General features: G+C 66.4%; 1 protein-coding gene. It reads left to right on the forward strand.

The features are described from left to right. The first annotated feature begins 18 nt into the window (after positions 1–18). Complete coding sequence (locus CH276_RS26925; RefSeq protein WP_094689139.1) at positions 19–21,792, forward strand: non-ribosomal peptide synthetase; 21,774 nt, start codon at positions 19–21, stop codon at positions 21,790–21,792. The last annotated feature ends 47 nt before the right edge of the window (positions 21,793–21,839 follow it).

Consider the following 21,839-nt stretch of genomic DNA (forward strand, 5'->3'; position numbering starts at 1 on the left):
ATCAGGAGGAAAAGTTAGATGGCGGTAGGACGTCGAAGCGATGCAGCTCTGACGGTCGAGGACCTTCCGCGCTTGGTTCGGAGCGTTGCAGCGGTCGAACCCGACCGCGTGGCTCTCACGCACCTCGGTACGGAATTGACCTACGCCCGCCTGGACGAGGAGATCACCACCCTCGACGCGGCCATGGGAGGCGTCCTCGGCCCCGACGCGCTGGTCCCGGTCGTGCTGTCCAACACCCTCGCGGGCCTGATCGAGGCCACCGAAGGTGGTCTGGACTCGGTCGTGTCGACCGTCGTCACCGATGCTGTGTCCGTTCTCGGTGCCGACGATTCGACGTCGAGTTCTGCCGATCCCGAAGCCACCACGCTGTACGCTCTGTTCGCCGATCAGGCCGAGCGCACCCCGGACGCACCTGCGCTGGTCTTCGGCGACGAGACTCGCACCTACGCCGAGTTCGCCGCTTCCGTCGAGCGTCTCGCCAGGGTACTGATCGCACAGGGTGTCGGCCCCGATTCAGCGGTGGGACTGTCGATCCGTCGATCGTTCGATCTGCTGGTGGGCATGTACGCGATCTCCGCAGCAGGCGGAGCATACGTTCCGCTGGACCCGGATCATCCGGTCGATCGACTCGGGTACGTTCTCGACATCGCGAACCCGGTCCTGGTTCTGACGACCACGACGGACATGCCTCGGTTGCCCGAGGGCACCGTCACCGTTCTCGTCGACGACGTCGACCTGACCGAGGTGCCGGAAGGGCGGATCACCGATGCCGACCGGCGCGGAGCCCTGACCGAGGACGACCTCGCCTACGTCATCTTCACCTCCGGTTCGACGGGACGTCCGAAGGGCGTGGCGGTGAGCCACCGGGCCATCGTCGCCAACATCTCCTGGCGTCAGCGCGAATATGCGATGAGCACCGACGACGTCGTGCTGCAGAAGACACCGTTCACGTTCGACGTATCGGTGTGGGAGTTCTTCTGGCCGTTGCAGATCGGTGCCACGCTCGTGATCGCCGAGCCCGAGGGCCACCGCGACCCCGCCTACCTCGCCCGCATCATCGGCGAGCGCAGCGTGAGCGTGACGCACTTCGTCCCGTCCATGCTCTCGGTGTACGTCGCCGAACCCACTGCTGCGCAGGCCCATTCACTCCGAATGGTGTTCGCCTCCGGCGAGGCACTCCCGGCGCGCACAGTCAACGCGTTCCACTCCATCTCGAACGCGGAACTGCACAATCTGTACGGGCCGACGGAAGCGGCCGTCGACGTCACGTACTACCGAACCCAACAGGTGGAAGAAGCCTCGGTTCCCATCGGCACCGCCGTCGACGACACCGACCTGTACGTGCTCGACGAAGGACTGCGGCGATCGCCCCGCGGAGTCGAGGGTGAGCTCTATCTCGCGGGCGTGCAGCTCGCTCGCGGATACCTCGGACGCACCGACCTGACCGCCGACCGGTTCGTGGCCGACCCGTTCGGTGAGCCGGGTGACCGCATGTACCGCACCGGCGACCTGGTGCGCCGACGCGGCGACGGCCTCATCGAGTACATCGGGCGCACCGACTTCCAGATGAAGCTGCGCGGCCTGCGCATCGAGCTGGGCGAAATCGAATCGGCGCTGCTCGGCGAGCCCGAGGTGACTCAGGCGGCCGTGCTGCTCCATTCGTCCGAGCAGTCGGAACAGCAGCTCGTCGGATACGTCGTCAGCACCGATCCCGATCTCGATCACGACGGCCTCGCGGACGCCGTGCGACGGCGCATGCCGGAGTACATGGTGCCGTCGGTGTTCGTCGTCCTGGACGAGTTTCCGCTGAACGCGAGCGGCAAACTCGACCGAAAAGCGCTGCCTGCACCCGATTTCGCATCGCAGGTGCAGGAATACCGAGCACCGAGCACCGAGACCGAGACCGCGTTGGTCTCGATCTTCGAGACCGTGCTCGGTATCGAACGCATCGGTGTCGACGACGACTTCTTCGCACTCGGCGGCAACTCCCTCAACGCCACCCGCGTGATCGCGCGGGTCAACGCCGAACGTGGTTCGGCCGTCGACGTCCGTGCCTTCTTCGACGCTCCCACCGTTGCCGAACTCGCCGCGGCCGTGGACGCGTCGGATTCGACCGGCCACCGCATTCCGTTGACCGCGCAGCCGGATCACGACCACGTCCCGCTGTCGCTGGCTCAGCAGCGCATGTGGTTCCTCAACAGATTCGAGCCCGAATCCGCCGTCAACAACATCCCGGTGGCCCTGACCCTGTCCGGTGCACTCGACCTCACGGCGCTGCGTGCCGCGCTCGCCGACGTTCTCGATCGGCACGAGTCGCTGCGCACCGTGTTCCCGGACCGCGACGGTGTCGGCTACCAGCACGTACTCCCATCCGATTCGGCCACAGTCGAACTGGAGATCTCGGCGGCGGACGAGGCGGAGCTTCCCGCCACCCTGCTCGAGTTCGCTCTACGCCCGTTCGACCTGTCGGTGCAGCTACCCTTCCGGACATTGCTGCTCGCGTTGTCGGACACCGAGCACGTGCTCGCGTTCGTGGTCCACCACATCGCCGCCGACGGATTCTCCATGGGTCCGCTCACTCGCGACGTGGTGACGGCCTACGTTGCCCGCTCGAACGGCCACGATCCGCAGTGGACTCCGCTCGAGGTGCAGTACGCCGACTTCACGCTGTGGCAGAGAAAGGTTCTCGGCAACGAGGACGACCCCGAGTCGGTGCTCTCGGCTCAGCAGGAATATTGGCGCGGACGCCTCGGCGGAGCGCCCGACCAACTGGAACTGCCGACCGACCGGCCCCGTCCTGCCGTCGCCACCACCCGAGGTGGCACGTACAAGTTCGAGATCGATGCAGACCTGGTTCTCTCGCTCGAGAAGCTCGGCCGCGCACACGGTGCGACCACCTTCATGGTCGTGCACGCCGCACTGGCGATTCTGCTCGCCAAACTCTCTGCCAGCGAGGACATCTCGATCGGCACACCGGTGGCCGGACGTGGCGACGCAGTGCTCGACAACGTCATCGGTATGTTCGTCAACACCCTGGTTCTGCGCACCGCCGTCGAATCGGACGCGACGTTCGAGGACTTCCTGCGTGAGGTGAGAGGCGTCGACCTCGCGGCGTTCTCGCACGCCGACGTACCGTTCGAGAAGCTGGTCGATGCGTTGGCTCCGGCGCGGTCGCAGGCCCGCCATCCGCTGTTCCAGGTGATGCTCACGTTCCAGAATCTCGACCAGACCTCGGTGGAGATCCCGGGTCTTCGCGTTGCCGCACTCGACTACGAGGCGGATCTGGCGAAGTTCGACCTGCAGGTGACGTTGTGGAATTCGATTGCCGCAGAAGGCGAGCCGTCGGGTCTGACCGTGGCGCTGACCTACGCCGCCGACCTCTTCGACGAATCCACCATGGCCGAATTCGGTCGGCGGTTCGAGCGGATTCTGGCAGCGATCACCGACTCGCCCACGGCCACGATCGGTGACATCCACCTGATCGACCCGGCCGAGCGTACGTCTGTTCTCGCGCTCGGTGCCGGAGAGCCGTCCGAAATCGATTCGGGCACAACGCTGGTCGACCTGTTCGATCGTCAGGTGGCCGAGACTCCGGATGCGCAGGCGTTGGTGTTCGAGGGTGAGCGGTTGACGTATGCGGAGTTCGCGGGGCGTGCGAATCGTCTTGCGCGACTTCTGGTGTCGGTGGGGGTTGGTCCTGATTCGCTGGTGGGGCTCGCGATCGGGCGGAGTCTGGACCTGTTCGTGGGTATGTACGCGATCGTGAAGGCCGGTGCGGGATACGTGCCGATCGATCCGTCGCAGCCGGCGGATCGCAACGAGTACATCGTGGCGACGGCGGCTCCGGTTCGGGTGTTGTCGACGACGCGTGATCATGTGCAGTTCGCGGGGGTCGAGACGGTCGACATCGACACTGTCGATGTGTCGGGTCTGTCGCCGTTGCCGTTGTCCGATGCCGAGCGCACGGCACCGTTGCGGGCGTCGAATCTCGCGTACGTGATCTTCACGTCGGGTTCGACGGGTCGTCCGAAGGGTGTGGGGGTTTCGCACGAGGCGATCGTGAATCGGTTGTTGTGGATGCAGCACGAGTACGGGTTGACCGCCGGGGATGTGGTGTTGCAGAAGACTCCGTCGACGTTCGATGTGTCGGTGTGGGAGTTCTTCTGGGCGTTGCAGAACGGTGCGTCGGTGGCCATCGCTGTTCCGGATGGTCATCGGGATGCGTTGTATCTGCTCGATGTGATTGCTCGTGAGCATGTGTCGGTGGTGCACTTCGTGCCGTCGATGATGTCGGTGTTCGTACCCGAAGCTCGGCGCGCACCGCACGCTGCCGAATCGCTCCGCCTGGTCTTCGCCTCCGGCGAAGCGCTTCCCCCCACGACAGCGCATGCGTTGCGCGCTGCCCTGCCACAACTGTCACTGCACAACCTGTACGGCCCCACCGAGGCTGCGGTCGACGTGACCTATCACGCGGTCACGGACGAGGACTCGGAAGTCATGCCCATCGGTGCGCCGGTGTGGAACACCTCTGTCTACGTACTCGACTCGCACCTGGTTCCGGTACCGGCAGGGGTGACCGGCGAGCTCTATCTCGCAGGCACCCAGCTGGCCCGCGGCTACGTGGGACGCCCCGACCTGACCGCGGACCGCTTCGTCGCGGATCCGTTCGGACCCGGGGGTTCTCGGATGTACCGCACCGGTGACGTGGTGCGGTGGCTCCCCGATGGTGAACTGGAATACATCGGTCGGTCGGACTTCCAGGTGAAGCTGCGTGGCCTGCGTATCGAACTCGGCGAGATCGAATCGGCATTGCTGGAACTGTCCGGCATCGAGCAAGCGGTGGTGCTGGTCCGTCGAGACCAGCTGGTGGGCTACGTCGTTCCCGCCGACGGACCGGTCGACCACAGCCAGGTCCTCGGGGCGCTGCGTGAACGATTGGCCGAGTACATGGTTCCGGCCGCACTGGTCGAACTGGCCGAGTTCCCACTCGGTGCCAGTGGCAAGCTCGACCGAAAAGCGCTGCCGGATCCGCACTTCCAGGCGACCGAGTACCGGGCTCCGACGAATCCCATGGAGGAGATCGTCGGCGAGGTGTTCGCTGCCGTTCTCGGCATCGACCGCATCGGCGTCGACGACGACTTCTTCGCCCTCGGCGGAAACTCGCTCGTCGCAACCCGGGTCGCCTCGCGGCTGGGTACCGAGTTGCGCACGACCGTGCCCGTCCGCGTGATGTTCGAGGCCAGTACCGTTGCGGCCCTGGCGGCAGCATTGGAAAGCCATGTCGGAAACGGGACTTCGGCACCGTTGGTGCCGCAGGAGCGCCCCGAGCAGATCCCGCTCTCTCTGGCACAGCAGCGGATGTGGTTCCTGAACCGCTTCGAGCCCGAATCCGCCGTCAACAACATTCCGGTGGCCATCCGGCTCTCCGGTGCGCTGAACGTCTCCGCGCTGCAGTCCGCAGTCACCGATGTCCTCGACCGACACGAAGCGCTGCGCACCGTGTACCCGAGCGTGGACGGCACCGGGCACCAGGTGGTCCTGTCCGCCGCGTCCGTCGCACCGGACCTGACCCCGATCGCCTCCTCGGCGGAACAGGTGATCGGCGACCTCGTCGCCTTCGCGTCCGAGGGCTTCGACGTGACGGAGTCGGCTCCGTTGCGCGCCAAGCTCTTCCGAATCTCGGACGACGAGTACGTGCTCGTGTTCGTGGTACACCACATCAGCGCCGACGGTTGGTCGATGGGTCCGCTGACCCGCGACGTCATGACTGCGTACGTGGCCCGAGTGGCCGGAGACTCTCCCGCGTGGACACCACTGGCGGTGCAGTACGCCGACTTCGCCGTATGGCAGCGTGACGTTCTCGGAGACGACACCGAACCGGGCAGCCTGATGGCAACGCAGGCCGACTACTGGCGTACTGCACTGGCGGATCTGCCGAGCGAGCTGACCTTGCCGTACGACCGGCCCCGTCCGGCGGTGCAGTCGTACGAGGGCGGGCGATTCCAGTTCGACATCGATGCCGAGGTGCACGAGTCGCTGACCGAGCTGGCCAAGTCGACCGGAACCACGTTGTTCATGGTCGTCCACGGTGCCCTCGCCCTGTTCCTGGCGCGGATGTCGACCTCCGACGACGTCGCCGTCGGTACGGCCGTGGCCGGACGAGGCGAGGCAGTACTCGACGACGTGATCGGCATGTTCGTCAACACGTTGGTGCTGCGCACGAAGGTCGACCGAAGCCGAGGATTCACCGAACTGCTGGCACAGATCCGTGACGTGGACCTCGAGGCGTTCGCGCACGCGGACATCCCGTTCGAGCGACTGGTCGATCTGCTCGAGCCCGAACGGTCGACGGCGCGTCATCCGCTGTTCCAGGTGGCGATCGCCTTCGAGAACCTCCCGCCGAGCCACTTCGAGCTTCCGGGACTCACGGTCTCCGCCGTGGACGTCGAGGTCGACACCGCCAAGTTCGACCTGTCGTTGACCCTGCACGAGAAGCCCGGTGGAGCCGGTCTCGCGGCCAGCTTCGTCTATGCGCGGGATCTGTTCGACGAGAAGACGATCGAAGTGTTCTCGCGCCGATTCCGGTGGTTGCTCGACGCGGTTGCCACCACACCGGACGTTCCGGTCGGCGACCTGTCGATTCTCTACGACGACGAGTACGACCGCCTCACACACGTGCACGGTGACGACGTGCTGGCCGGCGGCACCCTGGCCGAGATACTCACGGCCGGAGCCGCCCTCGATCCGTCGGCCGTGGCCATCAGGTACGAGGGACGATCGATCTCCTACGCCGAACTCGACGCGACCTCCTCCCAGCTCGCCCGCGTTCTCATCGAACGCGGTGCGGGCCCCGAATCCGTTGTGGCACTGGCATTTCAACGCTCCTACCTCATGGTGCTGGCGGTGTGGGCAGTGGCGAAGTCGGGTGCGGCCCACCTGCCCGTCGATCCCACGTATCCGGAGGACCGAATCGGGCACATGATCGCCGACTCCGGTGCCATGCTCGGTCTGACCACCAGCGCGCATTCGGATGCGCTGTCCGCCGGACACCCGAGTCTTCCGTGGTCGAGCCTCGACGACGACGAGTTCGTGGCCGAGGTCCGCACGCGGTCCGCCGAGCCGGTCACCGACGCCGACCGACTGCGGCCCGTCACGTTCCAGAACCCGGCCTACGTCATCTACACCTCCGGCTCGACGGGTAAGCCGAAGGGCGTCGTCGTCACACACGCCGGACTCGGCGGTGTTCTCGATGCAGCAACCGACCTGTACCACCTGAAGCCGGCCTCGAGGTTCCTGCACGTCTGCTCGCCCAACTTCGATCCTTCGGTCCTGGAGTGGATGGCAGCGTTCTCCGTCGGCGCGACGTTGGTGGTCGTACCGGCATCGATTCTCGGCGGCACCGAGCTGTCCGAACTGCTGAAGGCGGAGAAGGTCACCCACACCATCATCACCCCGGCAGTTCTGGGCACGATGGATCCGCACGGTATCGACTCGCTCGAAGTGCTCTCGGTCGGCGGCGATGTGACCACTCCCGAACTGCTCGCCCGATGGGCACCGGGCCGAAAGTACTTCAACGGATACGGGCCGACCGAGACGACGATCATCTCGAGCTTCGCCGAGTTGACGCCCGGCGCACCGATCACCATCGGTCGACCCATCCACGGCATGTCCGTGCTCATCCTCGATTCCCGACTCGAACCGGTTCCGACCGGTGTCGCGGGTGACCTCTATCTGTCGGGCGGTGCGCTCGCTCGCGGCTATCTCGGTAGGCCCGGTCTGTCTTCCGAGCGCTTCGTGGCCAACCCGTACGGCATCGACGGCGCACGGATGTACCGCACCGGCGACGTGGTGCGGTGGACGGACGATCTGCAGCTGCAGTTCGTGGGACGTACCGATTTCCAGGTGAAGGTGCGCGGATTCCGTATCGAGCTCGGCGAGATCGACTCGGCGCTCGCCGCCGATCCCAGCGTCGATTTCGCAGTGACGGTGGGTCATCTGCTTCCCTCCGGCGTCACGACTCTCGTGTCCTACGTTCTGCCCGTGCGCGGCAGCGTGATCGATGTCGAGGAACTCGCCGCCTTCGTCGGAAAGTCGCTGCCGGGGTACATGATTCCGGCGTCCATCGTGGTTCTCGATGCGATCCCGCTGACCCCGGTCGGCAAGCTCGACCGGACCGCACTACCTGCCCCGGTGTTCGAGGCCGGTCGGTTCAGGGCACCCACCACCGCGGTCGAGGAGACCGTCGCGGATGTGTTCGCCGGTGTGCTCGGTATCGACCGGGTGGGGCTCGACGACGACTTCTTCGCACTCGGCGGAAACTCGCTGATCGCAACGCAGGTCGTCTCGCGGCTCGGCGCGGCTCTGGACACCGTGGTGCCGGTACGGGCCCTCTTCGAGAGCCCGACCGTTGCGGCGCTGGCGGCGCACGTGGAGACAGCCGTCGGATCCGGTTCCAGGGCGACACTGGCACCGAGACCGCGTCCGGAACGCCCGCCGCTGTCGTCGGCCCAGCAGCGCTACTGGTTCCTGAACCGGTTCGACACCACGTCGTCGGTGGACAACATCCCGTTCGCGGTGCGGCTGTCGGGTGACCTCGACGTCGCGGCGTTGCACTCGGCCGTTCTCGACGTTCTCGAACGTCACGAATCGCTGCGGACGCAGTACCCCGATTCGCCCGAAGGCCCGTACCAGCAGGTACTTCCGGCCGCCGAGGTCTCCCTGGACCTGACCGTCCGCGACCTGTCCGCCGGTGAGCAGGACGATGTCGCGGCGGTCGTCGGGGAATTCTTCCGACGCGGCTTCGACGTCACCGCCGAGGTGCCGGTCGATGCCCGACTGTTCCGCGTCGCCGATGCCGAGTACGTTCTGGCATTCGTCGTCCACCACGTCTCGGCGGACGGTGCCTCGATGGGCCCGTTGGCAGTGGACATCATGACTGCGTACACCGCGCGCTCGACCGGTAGCGCACCGGACTGGGAACCGCTCCCCGTGCAGTACGTCGACTTCGCCTTGTGGCAGCGTGACGTGCTCGGTTCCGAATCCGATCCCGATTCACTTGCCGCCCGGCAGGTTTCGTTCTGGAAGCAGGCTCTGGCCGAGCTGCCGGATCAGCTGGCGCTTCCCGCCGATCGCCCACGCCCGCCGAGCCAGAGCTTCCGTGGCGACACGGTGCGTTTCACCGTCGACGCGGGACTGCACGAGGGTCTCGCCGAACTTGCACGCGCACATCGGTCCACGCTGTTCATGGTCGTGCACTCGGCGTTCGCGGTGTTCCTGGCCAAGCTCTCCGGTTCCGAGGACATCGCCATCGGCAGCCCCATCGCCGGCCGCGGCGAGCGTGCCCTCGATCCCATGATCGGAATGTTCGTCAACACGTTGGTGTTCCGGTCGACGGTCGAGCCGTCGATGACGTTCGAGGAGCTGCTCGCGCAGTCGCGCGAGCGTGACCTGTCCGCATTCGCGCATGCGGACGTGCCGTTCGAGCGCCTCGTCGAGGTGCTCAACCCGGTCCGTTCGACCGCCCGCAACCCGTTGTTCCAGATCGGCCTGAGTTTCCAGAACCTCGCCGATTCGACGTTCGAGCTCCCCGGGCTGACGGTCAGTGCGGTCGACGCCGACACGACGACGGCCAAGACCGATCTGCAGCTGTCGATATCGGACCAGTACGAATCGGACGGTTCACCGGCCGAGTTGGCGGCCGAATTCAGTTACGCCACAGACCTGTTCGACCGATCGACCATCGACGGTTTCGTCGAGCGATTCGTCGAGGTGCTGCGGGCCGTGGCGAACGACCCCTCGGTCGTCGTCGGGGATCTCGATGTCCTCACTGCGACCGAACGCAACACCATCGTGCACGAATGGAACGACACCGCGCATCCGGTCGACTCCGATCCGACCCTGGCGGCACTGTTCGACCGTCGGGTGCAGGCGGACCCCGACGCGATCGCGCTGATCGACGCGCGGCAATCGCTGACCTACCGTGAGTTCGACGCACGGATCAACCGGCTTGCGCGGGTCTTGATCGCTTCGGGGGTCGGCCCCCAGGTGACCGTGGCCCTGGCGATCCGCAGGTCCGTCGAGTTGCTGGTGGCCATGTACGCAGTCACCAAGGCCGGCGGCGCGTATGTGCCGATCGACCCCGATCAGCCCGCGGAGCGGAACACCTACATCCTCGAGGTCGCCGCTCCGGCGCTGGTGCTCAGCACCGCCGGTGTCGACATCGACACCGCAACGGTGCCGGTCGTGTCGATCGACACCGACCCCAGGCTGCACGATTCGGATGCGGCGTTGTCCGATGCGCCCGTCACCGACGCCGAGCGCATCGCTCCGCTGCGCGCCGCCAACACCGCGTACGTCATCTTCACGTCCGGATCGACCGGTCGACCCAAGGGCGTCGCGGTGAGCCACCGCGCGATCGTCAACCAGTTGCTCTGGCAGGCAGAGCATTACGGAATCGACAGCACCGACCGGGTGCTGCTCAAGACCGCAGCGACGTTCGACCTGTCCGTCTGGGAATTCTGGGTGGCGACGATCTCCGGCGGTGCCGTCGTGATCGCCGAGGCCGGTGCACAGGGTGATGCGGCCTATCTGGTGGACCTGATCGCCGAACGATCGGTCACCACGCTGCACACCGTGCCCTCCGTGCTCGACGCCCTCGTCGCCGCGTCGGCGGGATCACTTCCCAAGAGTCTGAAGAGGATCCTGGCGATCGGTGAGGCGCTTCCGGTGGCGACCGCAGACCGCGCACTGCGTGCCTCCACCGCGCGACTGGACAACCTGTACGGCCCGACGGAAGCCGCTGTGTCGGTGACCGCACATCGCGTCGCCCGGACGACCGGCACCTCCGTACCCATCGGTGGACCCGAATGGAACACCCGGGTCTACGTCCTGGACTCGCGCCTGGCACCGGTACCGGTTGGCGTGGCAGGCGAGCTCTATCTCGCGGGCGTGCAGCTGGCCGAGGGCTACGTCGCTCGGCCGGACCTGACCGCGGAGCGCTTCGTGGCCGACCCGTTCACTCCGGGCGGACGGCTGTACCGCACCGGCGACCTCGTCACCTGGCGCAAGGACGGCCAACTCGAGTACGTCGGCCGAACCGACTTCCAGGTCAAGATCCGTGGATTCCGCATCGAACTCGGTGACATCGATGCTGCACTGGGGTCGCTGAGCGAGGTCGGCGACGTTGCGGTGCTTGCACTCGACGACACCGGACTCGGCGCCCGGCTCGTGGCCTACGTCGTGCCCGCTGCCGGTGCCACGGTGGACCCCGACGGGCTGCGCTCGGCTCTGTCCGGCCGGCTGCCGTCGTACATGGTTCCGTCGGCTTTCGTGATCCTCGATGCATTGCCTCGCAACGCCAACGGGAAGCTGGACCGAAAAGCGTTGCCGGAGCAGCAGTTCGAGACCGTACAGTTCCGTGCACCGACCAACCCGGTCGAAGAGGCAGTGGCGACGGTGTTCGCCGAGGTGCTCTCGGTGGAACGCGTCGGTCTGGACGACGACTTCTTCGCGCTCGGCGGCAACTCGCTGATCGCGACCCAGGTGGTCTCCCGACTGGGAGCCGCGCTCGACACTCAGGTGCCGGTGCGATCGATATTCGAGTCGCCGACCGTTCTCTCGCTCGCCCGTGCCGTCGAATCCAAGGTGGGCACCGGTGCGCGACGGGCCCTCACGGCACGTCCGCGGCCCGACGTGGTTCCGCTGTCGATGGCGCAGCAGCGCATGTGGTTCCTGAGCCAGTTCGATCCGACCTCTGCCGTGAACAACATTCCGGTGGCAATTCGGTTGTCCGGCAATATCGATGCCGATGCTCTGTCGAGTGCCGTCCTCGATGTGATCGCACGCCACGAAATTCTGCGCACCGTCTACCCGGAGGTCGACGGACGAGGCAGTCAGGTGGTTCTCGGTACCGCCGAGGCGGGCGTGACGGTGGCCGTCGACGACGTCGATGCCGGCTCCGTGGAGCAGGTCCTGCGAACCTTCGTCTCGGCCGGATTCGACGTGACCCGTGCCGTTCCGGTTCGGGTCCGGATTCTGCGGCTGAGCGAGTCCGAGTACGTACTGGCGTTCGTGGCGCACCACATCGCCGCGGACGGATTCTCGATGGGGCCGCTGACCCGTGACGTGATGCTCGCCTACACCGCCCGCGTAGCGGGAGAGAGTCCGCAGTGGGCACCACTTGCCGTGCAGTACGCGGACTACACCCTGTGGCAGCGGGACGTCCTCGGTTCGGCGGACGACCCCGAGTCGCCACTGGCAGCTCAGTTGGCGTACTGGACGGCGGTCCTCGCGGGAGCGCCGGCGCAGCTCGATCTGGCCACCGACCGTCCACGGCCCGCCGTTGCGTCCTATCGTGGTGCGGCGTACAACTTCTCGATCGATGCGGCCCTGCAGTCGAACATCGCCCGCCTCGCTCGATCCGCCAATGCGACCGACTTCATGGTGGTGCACACCGCCCTGGCCGTGTTGCTGTCGGCGATGGCGGGAACCGACGACGTCACGATCGGAACCCCGGTGGCAGGCCGAGGCGACGCCGATCTGGACGGACTCGTCGGCATGTTCGTCAACACGCTCGCGCTGCGGACCGGGGTGAACGCGGCTGCGTCGTTGCGCGAGCAACTGGCGCTCGTCCGAGACGCCGATCTCGGTGCCTTCGGGCATGCCGACGTGCCGTTCGAGCGGCTCGTCGACGAGCTGGCACCGGACAGGTCTCAGGCCAGGCATCCGATCTTCCAGGTCATGCTGACCTTCCAGAACCTCGAACGGCAGACGTTGACGCTGCCCGAGCTCGTTGTCGAGGGAATAGACCTCGGCAGCGCGTTCGCCAAGTTCGATCTGCAGGTCACACTGTGGGAGAACGTCGACGAATCCGGCGCTCCCGCCGGTATCGACGTCCAATTCGATTACGCCACAGATCTGTTCGACGAGTCGACCATGAGTTCGCTCGCGCGTCGCCTGGTGCGCGTTCTCGGCACTCTCGTCGACGACCCGGATCGCGTGGTCGGTGACGTCGACATTCTCGAGGACGGTGAGCGCTCGCGCGTCCTGGAGGAGTGGAACGCGACCGGGCACGAGGTGCATGCCGCGGCGACGCTGGTGTCTCTGTTCGAGTCCCGGGTTGCGGCGAGCCCGGAGAACATCGCGACGAGCTTCGGCGACGAACGGGTGAGCTATCGCGAGTTCTCGGACCGCGTGAATGCACTGGCGCGAGTTCTCGTCTCGGAAGGGGTGGGCCCGGAAACCGTCGTGGCGACCGCCATGCGGCGATCGGTCGACATGCTGGTGGGCATCTATGCGGTGCTCACCGCCGGTGGTGCCTACGTTCCGGTCGATCCGGATCTGCCCTCCGAACGAATCGGGTACATCCTCGACACCGCAGCACCGGTGGTCCTGCTCACGACCGAGCGAGACGGCGCTGGACTCCGATCCGATGTCACCCGAATCCTGGTCGACGCCGTCGATACCACAGGTGTGTCCGCTGCGCCGATGACCGACGCCGAGCGGATCGCACCGCTGCGGCCCGCCGACATCGCCTACGTCATCTTCACGTCCGGATCGACCGGTCGCCCCAAGGGTGTCGCGGTGAGCCACGAGTCGATCGTCAACCGATTGCTGTGGATGCAGGCGGAGTACTCACTCACCGAGAGCGACAAGGTGTTGCAGAAGACGCCGGTCACGTTCGACGTGTCGGTGTGGGAGCTGTTCTGGCCGTTGCAGATCGGTGCCGAGCTCGTGATCGCCGAACCCGACGGTCATCGGGATCCGATCTACCTGGTGAACACCGTCGCCGAACGCGGTATCACCGTTGCCCACTTCGTGCCCTCGCTGCTCGCGGTGTTCGCCGCCGCCGACGGCGTCTCGAACTGCACCGGTTTGCGTGCGGTCTTCGCCTCCGGCGAGGCGCTGCCTGCCTCGGTCGCCTCGGCCCTGCGCGCTGCACTGCCGACCACCGAGCTGCACAACCTGTACGGCCCGACCGAGGCCGCAGTCGACGTGACATACCACCGCGTGGTGCCGGCCGACGTCGCGTCGGTCCCCATCGGCGCTCCGGTCTGGAACACCCGAGTCACCGTGCTCGATGCACGCCTGCACCCGGTTCCGGTCGGGGTACCCGGGGAGCTGTATCTCGCCGGGGTTCAACTCGCCCGTGGATATCTGGGGCGGGCGGACCTCACCGCAGACCGGTTCGTCGCCGACCCGCACGGCACTGCCGGGTCGAGGATGTACCGCACCGGAGACCTGGTTCGGTGGACCGCCGACGGTGAGCTCGAATACCTCGGTCGCACCGACTTCCAGGTCAAGCTGCGCGGACTGCGGATAGAGCTGGGCGAGATCGAGGCCGCGCTGACGGCACACCCGTCCGTCGACCAGGCGGTGGTCCTCGTGCGTCGGACGCCGTCGGCCGGTGAAATCCTGGTGGGCTACCTCGTGCCCGCTGCCGGGGCGACGATCGACGCCGACGCGGTCACCGCTGCCGTCGCCGCATCGGTGCCCGAGTACATGGTTCCCGCCGGTCTCGTGACTCTCGACGCCTTGCCGCTCGGCCCGAACGGCAAGCTCGACCGACGAGCACTACCGGAACCGGAGTTCGGACGCGACGCCGAATACCGCACCGCCAGTACCGATACCGAACGCATCATCGCGGAGGTCTTCGCGGACGTGCTCGGGCTCGACACCGTCGGCGTCGACGATTCGTTCTTCGCGCTCGGGGGCGACAGTATCGTCTCCATCCAGCTGGTCTCCCGCGCGAAGGCGCGGGGAATCCAATTCGGGCCACGAGATGTGTTCGAGCGCAAGACCGTCGCGGGTCTCGCCGAGATCGCGGTGACCGTCGGCGAAGGCAGCGACGCGGTCGTGCTCGAGGAACTCGACGGCGGTGGAATCGGCTGGATGCCGTTGCCGCCGTTCGGTGCCGCACTGATGGAGCGCAGTGGGGGCCGGTCGCGCTTCCACCAGGCCGTCACGCTCGAACTGCCGATCGGCATAGACCGAGCCGGAATTCTCGCGACGCTGAACGCCGTGATCGATCGACACGACGTGGTGCGCTCCACCCTGGTCCACGACGACCGTGGGTGGGGGCTCGACGCTGCGGCACCGGGGAGTGTCGACGCGGGCTCATTGCTGACTGTGGCCGACACGGATTCCGCTGCAACGGCATTCGATTCCGCTGTCGGAACCCTCGACCCCGAGGCCGGGCGCATGCTGGCCTTCGTGTGGGTCGATCACGGTCCCACCGAAGCAGGCACGCTCTCCGTCATCGCCCATCACCTCGTGATCGACGGAGTGTCCTGGCGAATCCTGATCCCCGACTTCGTCTCCGCGTGGGCACAGTTGTCCGCGGGAGCGAACCCGGCTCTTCCCGAGGTGGGAACGTCGATGCGGCGGTGGACGCATGCGTTGGTCGATGCGGCCTCGAGCCAGGCGCGCCTGGCGGAACTGCCGATGTGGCGTCGGATCGCCGACACCGAGGACCCCGTTCTCGGCGAGCGTCCCTTCGATCCTGCACTCGACGTCGTTGCCACCCTCGACAGGGTCGATGTCGAACTGACACCCGAGGTGACCCGCAGTCTGTTGACGACCGTGCCGGAGATCTTCCGCGGTGGCGTCGCCGACGGGTTGCTCGCCGGGTTGGCGCTCGCGGTCACGAAACTGCGTGCGGAGCACGGAATGTCGGCACCGGCCACGCTGGTGCAGCTCGAAGGGCACGGCCGCGAGGAAGCAGTGGTGCCGGGAGCCGATCTGGGACGCACCGTCGGCTGGCTGACCAGCCTGTTCCCGGTGCGCCTCGACCTCACCGGTATCGACGTCGATGCCGCATTCGCCGGTGGCCGGCAATTGAGCGAGGCGGTCAAGGCGGTCAAGGAGCAGATGCTGGAGCTGCCCGAGCGAGGAATGGGCTGGGGACTGTTGCGGTACCTCAACCCCGAGACCGCAGCGGAGCTCTCCGAACTCGGCACCGGCCAGATCAGCTTCAACTACCTCGGACGCGTCAACACCGGCGAGGTGCCGGACGAGATGAAGTCGCTCGGATGGCTACCCGCAGCGGACAACGAGCTGTCGGCGGCCGGTGACGCCGACATGGCAGCCAACAAGACCGTCGACATCAATGCCATCGTCCTCGACACCGACGACGGCGGCGTACTGAGTGCGTCGTTCGCATTCCCGACCGGAGCGGTGACCGAGGCGACCGTCGAGCGGCTCGCACAGCTGTGGTCGGACGCGTTGACCGCGCTCGCAGCGCATGCCGAGGCCCCCGGCTCGGGTGGCCTGACGCCGTCGGACGTGCCGCTGGTTCGGCTCTCACAACCCGACATCTCGTCCTTCGAGGCGCGGTACCCGGAGCTGACGGACATCTGGTCTCTGTCGCCGCTGCAGCAGGGACTGCTCTTCCACGCACTGTTCGCGGACGCGTCGATCGACGTCTACACGATGCAGGTGGTGCTCGACCTCGCCGGTGACGTCGACGACGATCGCCTGCACCGCGCGGCGCAGACACTCCTGGACCGGTACGACAATCTACGGACGTCCTTCACCGCGACCGCGGACGGCGAGACGGTGCAGATCGTCCAGCGGAATGTTCGGCTGCCCTGGAACACGATCGATCTGTCCCATCTCGACGGACCCGAACGCGACGCTGCCGTGGCCGACGCTCTGGCCGCGGATCAGCGTCGACACTTCGATGTCTCCACCGCGCCGCTGTTGCGATTCCTGCTCGTCAGGATCACGCCGTCCACGTACAAGCTCGCGATGACCAATCATCACGTGTTGCTCGACGGATGGTCGTTGCCGCTGGTGATGAAGGAACTGTTGTACCTGTACGCGGCGCAGAGCTCCACCGAGTCGCTGCCTCGGGTGCGGACGTATCGCTCGTACCTGGCGTGGCTCGATCAACAGGACCCGGCTGCGTCTCTGAGCGCGTGGACTCGGGCACTGGACGGTGTCGAGGAACCGACCTTCGTCGCTCCGCCGAGTGTCGGACGAGAGATCTCGTCGAGATCGGCCGAGGCGGAGTCGTCGACCGATGTCGAGACCACCGCGGCGCTCGTAGCGCTCGGTGGCAGGCTCGGCGTCACCGTCAACACTCTGGTGCAGGCGGCGTACGGTCTGCTGGTCGCTCACATCACCGGACGAACCGACGTCGTGTTCGGTGCGACGGTTTCCGGTCGCCCCGCAGGTCTGCCGGGCGTGGAGTCGATGATCGGGCTGTTCATCAACACCATTCCGGTCCGAGTGCGATTCGACCCGGCGGAGACGGTGGAGTCGTACCTCGGCCGGATCCAGGGTGAACAAGCAGATCTTCTCGACCATCACCACATGGGGCTGGTCGACATCCAGCGGGCGATCGGCGTCGGCAATCTGTTCGACACGCTGACCATCTTCGAGTCCTACCCGGTGGACGAAGCGCAACTGACGCAACAGGCCGCGGCCATCGACGGCATGACCGTCGAAGGCGTGAGCTCCAACGACAACACCCACTACCCGCTGACGCTGCTCGTCGTGGCCGAGGACCGAATCTCGTTCACGCTCAAGTACATCAGTGATCTGTTCGATCCCGCGTACATCGACTCCGTGCTGGCACGCCTGGTCGGCATACTCGAGACCTTCGTATCCGACACCACGGTCGCGGTCGGCGACATCGATCTACTCGGGGCTCGAGAACGAACCCGCGTGATCGAGACCTGGAACGACACCGCGCACGAGGTCGACGCAGGCGTCATGCTGACCGAGCAGTTCCGGGCCCGAGTGGTCGCGAATCCGGATGCGCCGGCAGTGGTGTTCGAGGACACGACCGTCACGTATGCGGAGTTCTCGGATCGAGTCAATTGCCTCGCGCGACACCTGGTGTCTCTCGGTGTCGGGCCGCAATCGCTCGTCGCACTCGGAATGCGGCGCGGGATCGACCTCATGGTCGGCATCTATGCCGTCCTCGAAGCCGGTGGTGCCTACGTGCCCATCGATCCGGACCACCCCTCGGATCGAATCGAGTACATCCTCGACACCGCGGAGCCGGTCGTCGTCCTCTCCACCAGTGGTGATCGGGCGGGTCTACCCGAGCGTTTCCCGATTCTCGAACTCGACACTCTCGACCTCACCGTTCACGCGACCGGTGCGTTGACCGACGCCGATCGACTGGCACCGGTGCGCCCGGGAAACACCGCCTACGTCATCTTCACCTCGGGATCGACGGGACGACCCAAGGGCGTTGCGGTGTCGCACCGAGCCGTCGTCAACGAGATGGCCTGGATGGTGCAGCAGTATTCGCTCGACGCGAACGATGTCTACATGCAGAAGACTGCAACGACATTCGACGTGTCGCTGTGGGGATTCTTCCTACCGCTCTGGGTCGGTGCAACGGTTGTTCTGGCCACACCGGACGGCCATCGCGATCCCGCGTACGTCGCCGATCGGATCGCTCGGCACGGCGTGACCATCACCGATTTCGTACCGTCGATGCTCACGGTGTTCGCCGCGTACGCCACAGCGGAACAGTGCCGTTCGCTTCGGCACGTGTTCGTGGTCGGCGAAGCGCTACCGCCGGAAACGGTGACCGATTTCCGAGCGATCAGCTCGGCCGGCATTCACAACCTGTACGGGCCGACCGAAGCCGCGGTGACGGTGACGTTCTGGGAGACCAGGCCGGGGGATGTCTCGACGGTTCCGATCGGTGCGCCGGAGTGGAACACCCAGGCCTACGTTCTCGACGGGCGACTGCACCCGGTGGCAGCAGGAACCGCGGGTGAGCTGTATCTGGCGGGCACCCAGCTCGCCGACGGCTATCTCGGCCGCGTCGACCTGACGATGGACCGGTTCGTGGCCAACCCGTTCGCCACCAACGGTGACCGGATGTACCGCACCGGTGACCTGGTCAGATGGCGTCCGGGCCAGGACACGGTCGGGGTGCTCGAGTACATCGGACGCACCGACTTCCAGGTCAAGTTCCGTGGCCAGCGTATAGAACTCGGCGAGATCGAGACCGCGCTGTTGACTCATCCCGACGTCAATCAGGCCACCGCGGTGGTCGCGACGACAGGTGCCGGAGATCAGCTCGTGGGCTACGTCGTTCCCGGGCCGGACCGAACGCTGGACCCGGCCGAGGTGCGCACGTTCGTCGGCGGTGCACTGCCGGCATACATGGTGCCGTCCACGGTGATGGTGCTCTCGGAGTTCCCGCTCAACACCAGTGGCAAGCTGGACCGAAAAGCATTGCCGCAACCAGTGTTCGAGGTCAAGACGTTCCGCGCTCCCGCAACTGCCGTCGAGGAGACGATCGCGCAGATCTACGCCGAACTGCTCGGCGTGGAGCGCGTCGGATCGGACGACGACTTCTTCGATCTCGGCGGCAACTCGCTCATCGCGACCCGGGTCGCCGCACGCGTCGCCGCGGCGCTCGGCAAGAAGGTCGGTGTCAGAGATCTGTTCGAGGCCTCGACCGTTGCCGCGCTCGCAGCTCGGGCCGAATCGCGTATCGACGACGCGAACGACGTGCCGTTGCGGCGACGGGCACCCGGCGGACGGGTTCCGCTCTCGCTCGCCCAGCAGCGCATGTGGGTACTCAACCGACTGGACCCCGATTCCGGGGCGTACAACATGCCGTTGGCCCTGCGTCTTCGAGGTGAACTGGACGTCGCTGCACTGCAGGCTGCGGTGACCTCGACGGTGGAACGCCACGAGTCGCTTCGTACCCGGTATCCGGAGGACACCGATGGTTCGCCCTACCAGGAGATCATGGACGTCGAGGGTGTCGTTCCCGACCTGACGCCCGTCGATGCGCCGAGCGATGCCGACACCGCCGATCGTGTTCGCGCGATGATCCACGGCGGCTTCGATGTCACCGCGGCACCACCGATCCGCGGAGCCCTGTTCCGCACCGGCCCGGACGAGCACGTGTTCGTCATCGTCATGCACCACATCAGTGGGGACGGCGCGTCCATGACGCCCCTGGCCCGCGACGTCATGACCGCTTACCTCGCTGCAGCCTCGGGAAATGCCTACACTCCCGAACCGCTGACGGTGCAGTACGCCGACTTCGCCGTGTGGCAACGTCAGGTCCTGGGATCGGACAGCGATCCCAGCTCGATACTGTCCGAGCAGTTGGCATTCTGGGCGGACGAACTGGCCGGCATCACTCCGGTCGTGTCGCTGCCGTGGGACCGACCTCGGCCTGCCACCGCGACACTGCGCGGGGCCGGATTGAGTACCCAGCTCGACGAATCGACCCACTCCGGGCTCGTCGCCATCGCGCGCGAGAACAACGCCACCCTGTTCATGGTGCTGCACGCGGTACTCGGCGTGTTGTTGTCGAGAATGAGTGGCTCGCGCGACTTCGCGGTCGGCACACCCATCGCCGGCCGCGGGCACGAACAACTCGACGGGCTCGTCGGGATGTTCGTCAACACACTGGCGTTGCGGACGAACGTCGACCCGGACGCCACCTTCGCAGAACTGTTGAACACGCTGCGCGAGAACGACCTTCGGGCGTTCGCCAACTCCGACGTGCCGTTCGAGCGAGTGGTCGACGCCATCGCCCCGGACCGACATGCCGGGTACACCCCGCTGTTCCAGACCGTCCTGTCGGTCGAACCGCACGGCGATGCGCGCTTCGAGCTGCCGAACCTGGTGGTCGAACCCGTGAGCGGCTTCGAGCCGACGGCGAAGTTCGATCTGCAGGTGACGGTGGAGACACAGCACGCCGAAGGGGAGTCGGGGACCGGAACCCTGATCGTGGAGTGGGTGTACGCCGCCGACATCTTCGACGAGTCCACCGTGGCATCGCTGGCAGCCCGATTCACTCGTATCGCCGAGGCCGTGGCGGCAACACCGTCTGCGATCGTCGGAGACATCGACGTACTCGATGCCGCCGAACGAGCGGTGCTGTCCGACGCGCGAGAGACCACGGATACCGGTTCGGCACCGGTTCGATCGGATCTGACACTGCCCCAGGTGCTCACCACCGCGGTCGACACCGATCCCGATGCGCCCGCACTGTCCACGGGCGGTGCCGAGACGACCTACCGTGAGCTCGACGAGCAGTCGTCGCGTCTGGCCCGCCTCCTGATCGACCACGGCGTCGGGCCGGGCGTCGTCGTCGCCGTCGCCATCGTGGACGGGGTTCAGGCCGTCGCGACGCGTTGGGCGGTCGCGAAAGCGGGAGCGGCCCTCGTTCCCGTCGATCCGGCAGATTCGGACGGTACGACCGCGTCGGTCGAGCCGACGGGCGCGACGGTTGCGGTCGTCGACGAAGACGACGTACCGGCATGGGCCGGGTCGATGACGGTCGTCCCACTCGGCCGCACCGACATCGTCGATGCGATCGCCGCCCATTCCCCGCGACCGGTGACCTACACCGATCGGACCGCGGTTCTCGGGCCCGACAGTCCGGCCCTGGTCGGGAACGACGGAACCGTCGTCGATCACGGAACCCTCGCGGCACTGGCGGCGAGAGCCGTCACCGAGTGGTCGGTCGAATACGATTCGCGGCTCGCGGTTCCCGCTCGTTTCGACACCGCTGCGGCGGTGCTGGCCGGAGTGGTCGCGGTGACGGCAGGTGCGGCCCTGATCCTCGATCAGGCGCAGTCGGCCGAGGACGCCGCCGAGATCGTGTCCGCGGAATGGGCGACGCACGCGTTCCTCACCGCAGCAGCGATCGCTGCCCTCGAAGAGTCGGCATCCGACGATCGGGAGGATCTCGTCGCCGTCGTTTCGGTCGACGGTGACCGCCACGAGGCGATGCAGGACGGGATCCCGGTGCACCGTCTGCCTGAACCGATCGGGACGGGCCGACCGATAGGCTGAGGCCAACTGCAACGCCGACCACCGCGTGAACGATCAACCGTGGGGGT

This window comes from Rhodococcus sp. 06-470-2 (genome assembly GCF_002258235.1).
GTDB lineage: Bacteria > Actinomycetota > Actinomycetes > Mycobacteriales > Mycobacteriaceae > Rhodococcoides.

What these genes read in the sequence shown, in the direction of transcription:
- CH276_RS26925 (WP_094689139.1), top strand. Translation starts at nt 19, where the DNA reads ATGGCGGTAGGACGTCGAAGCGATGCAGCTCTGACGGTCGAGGACCTT.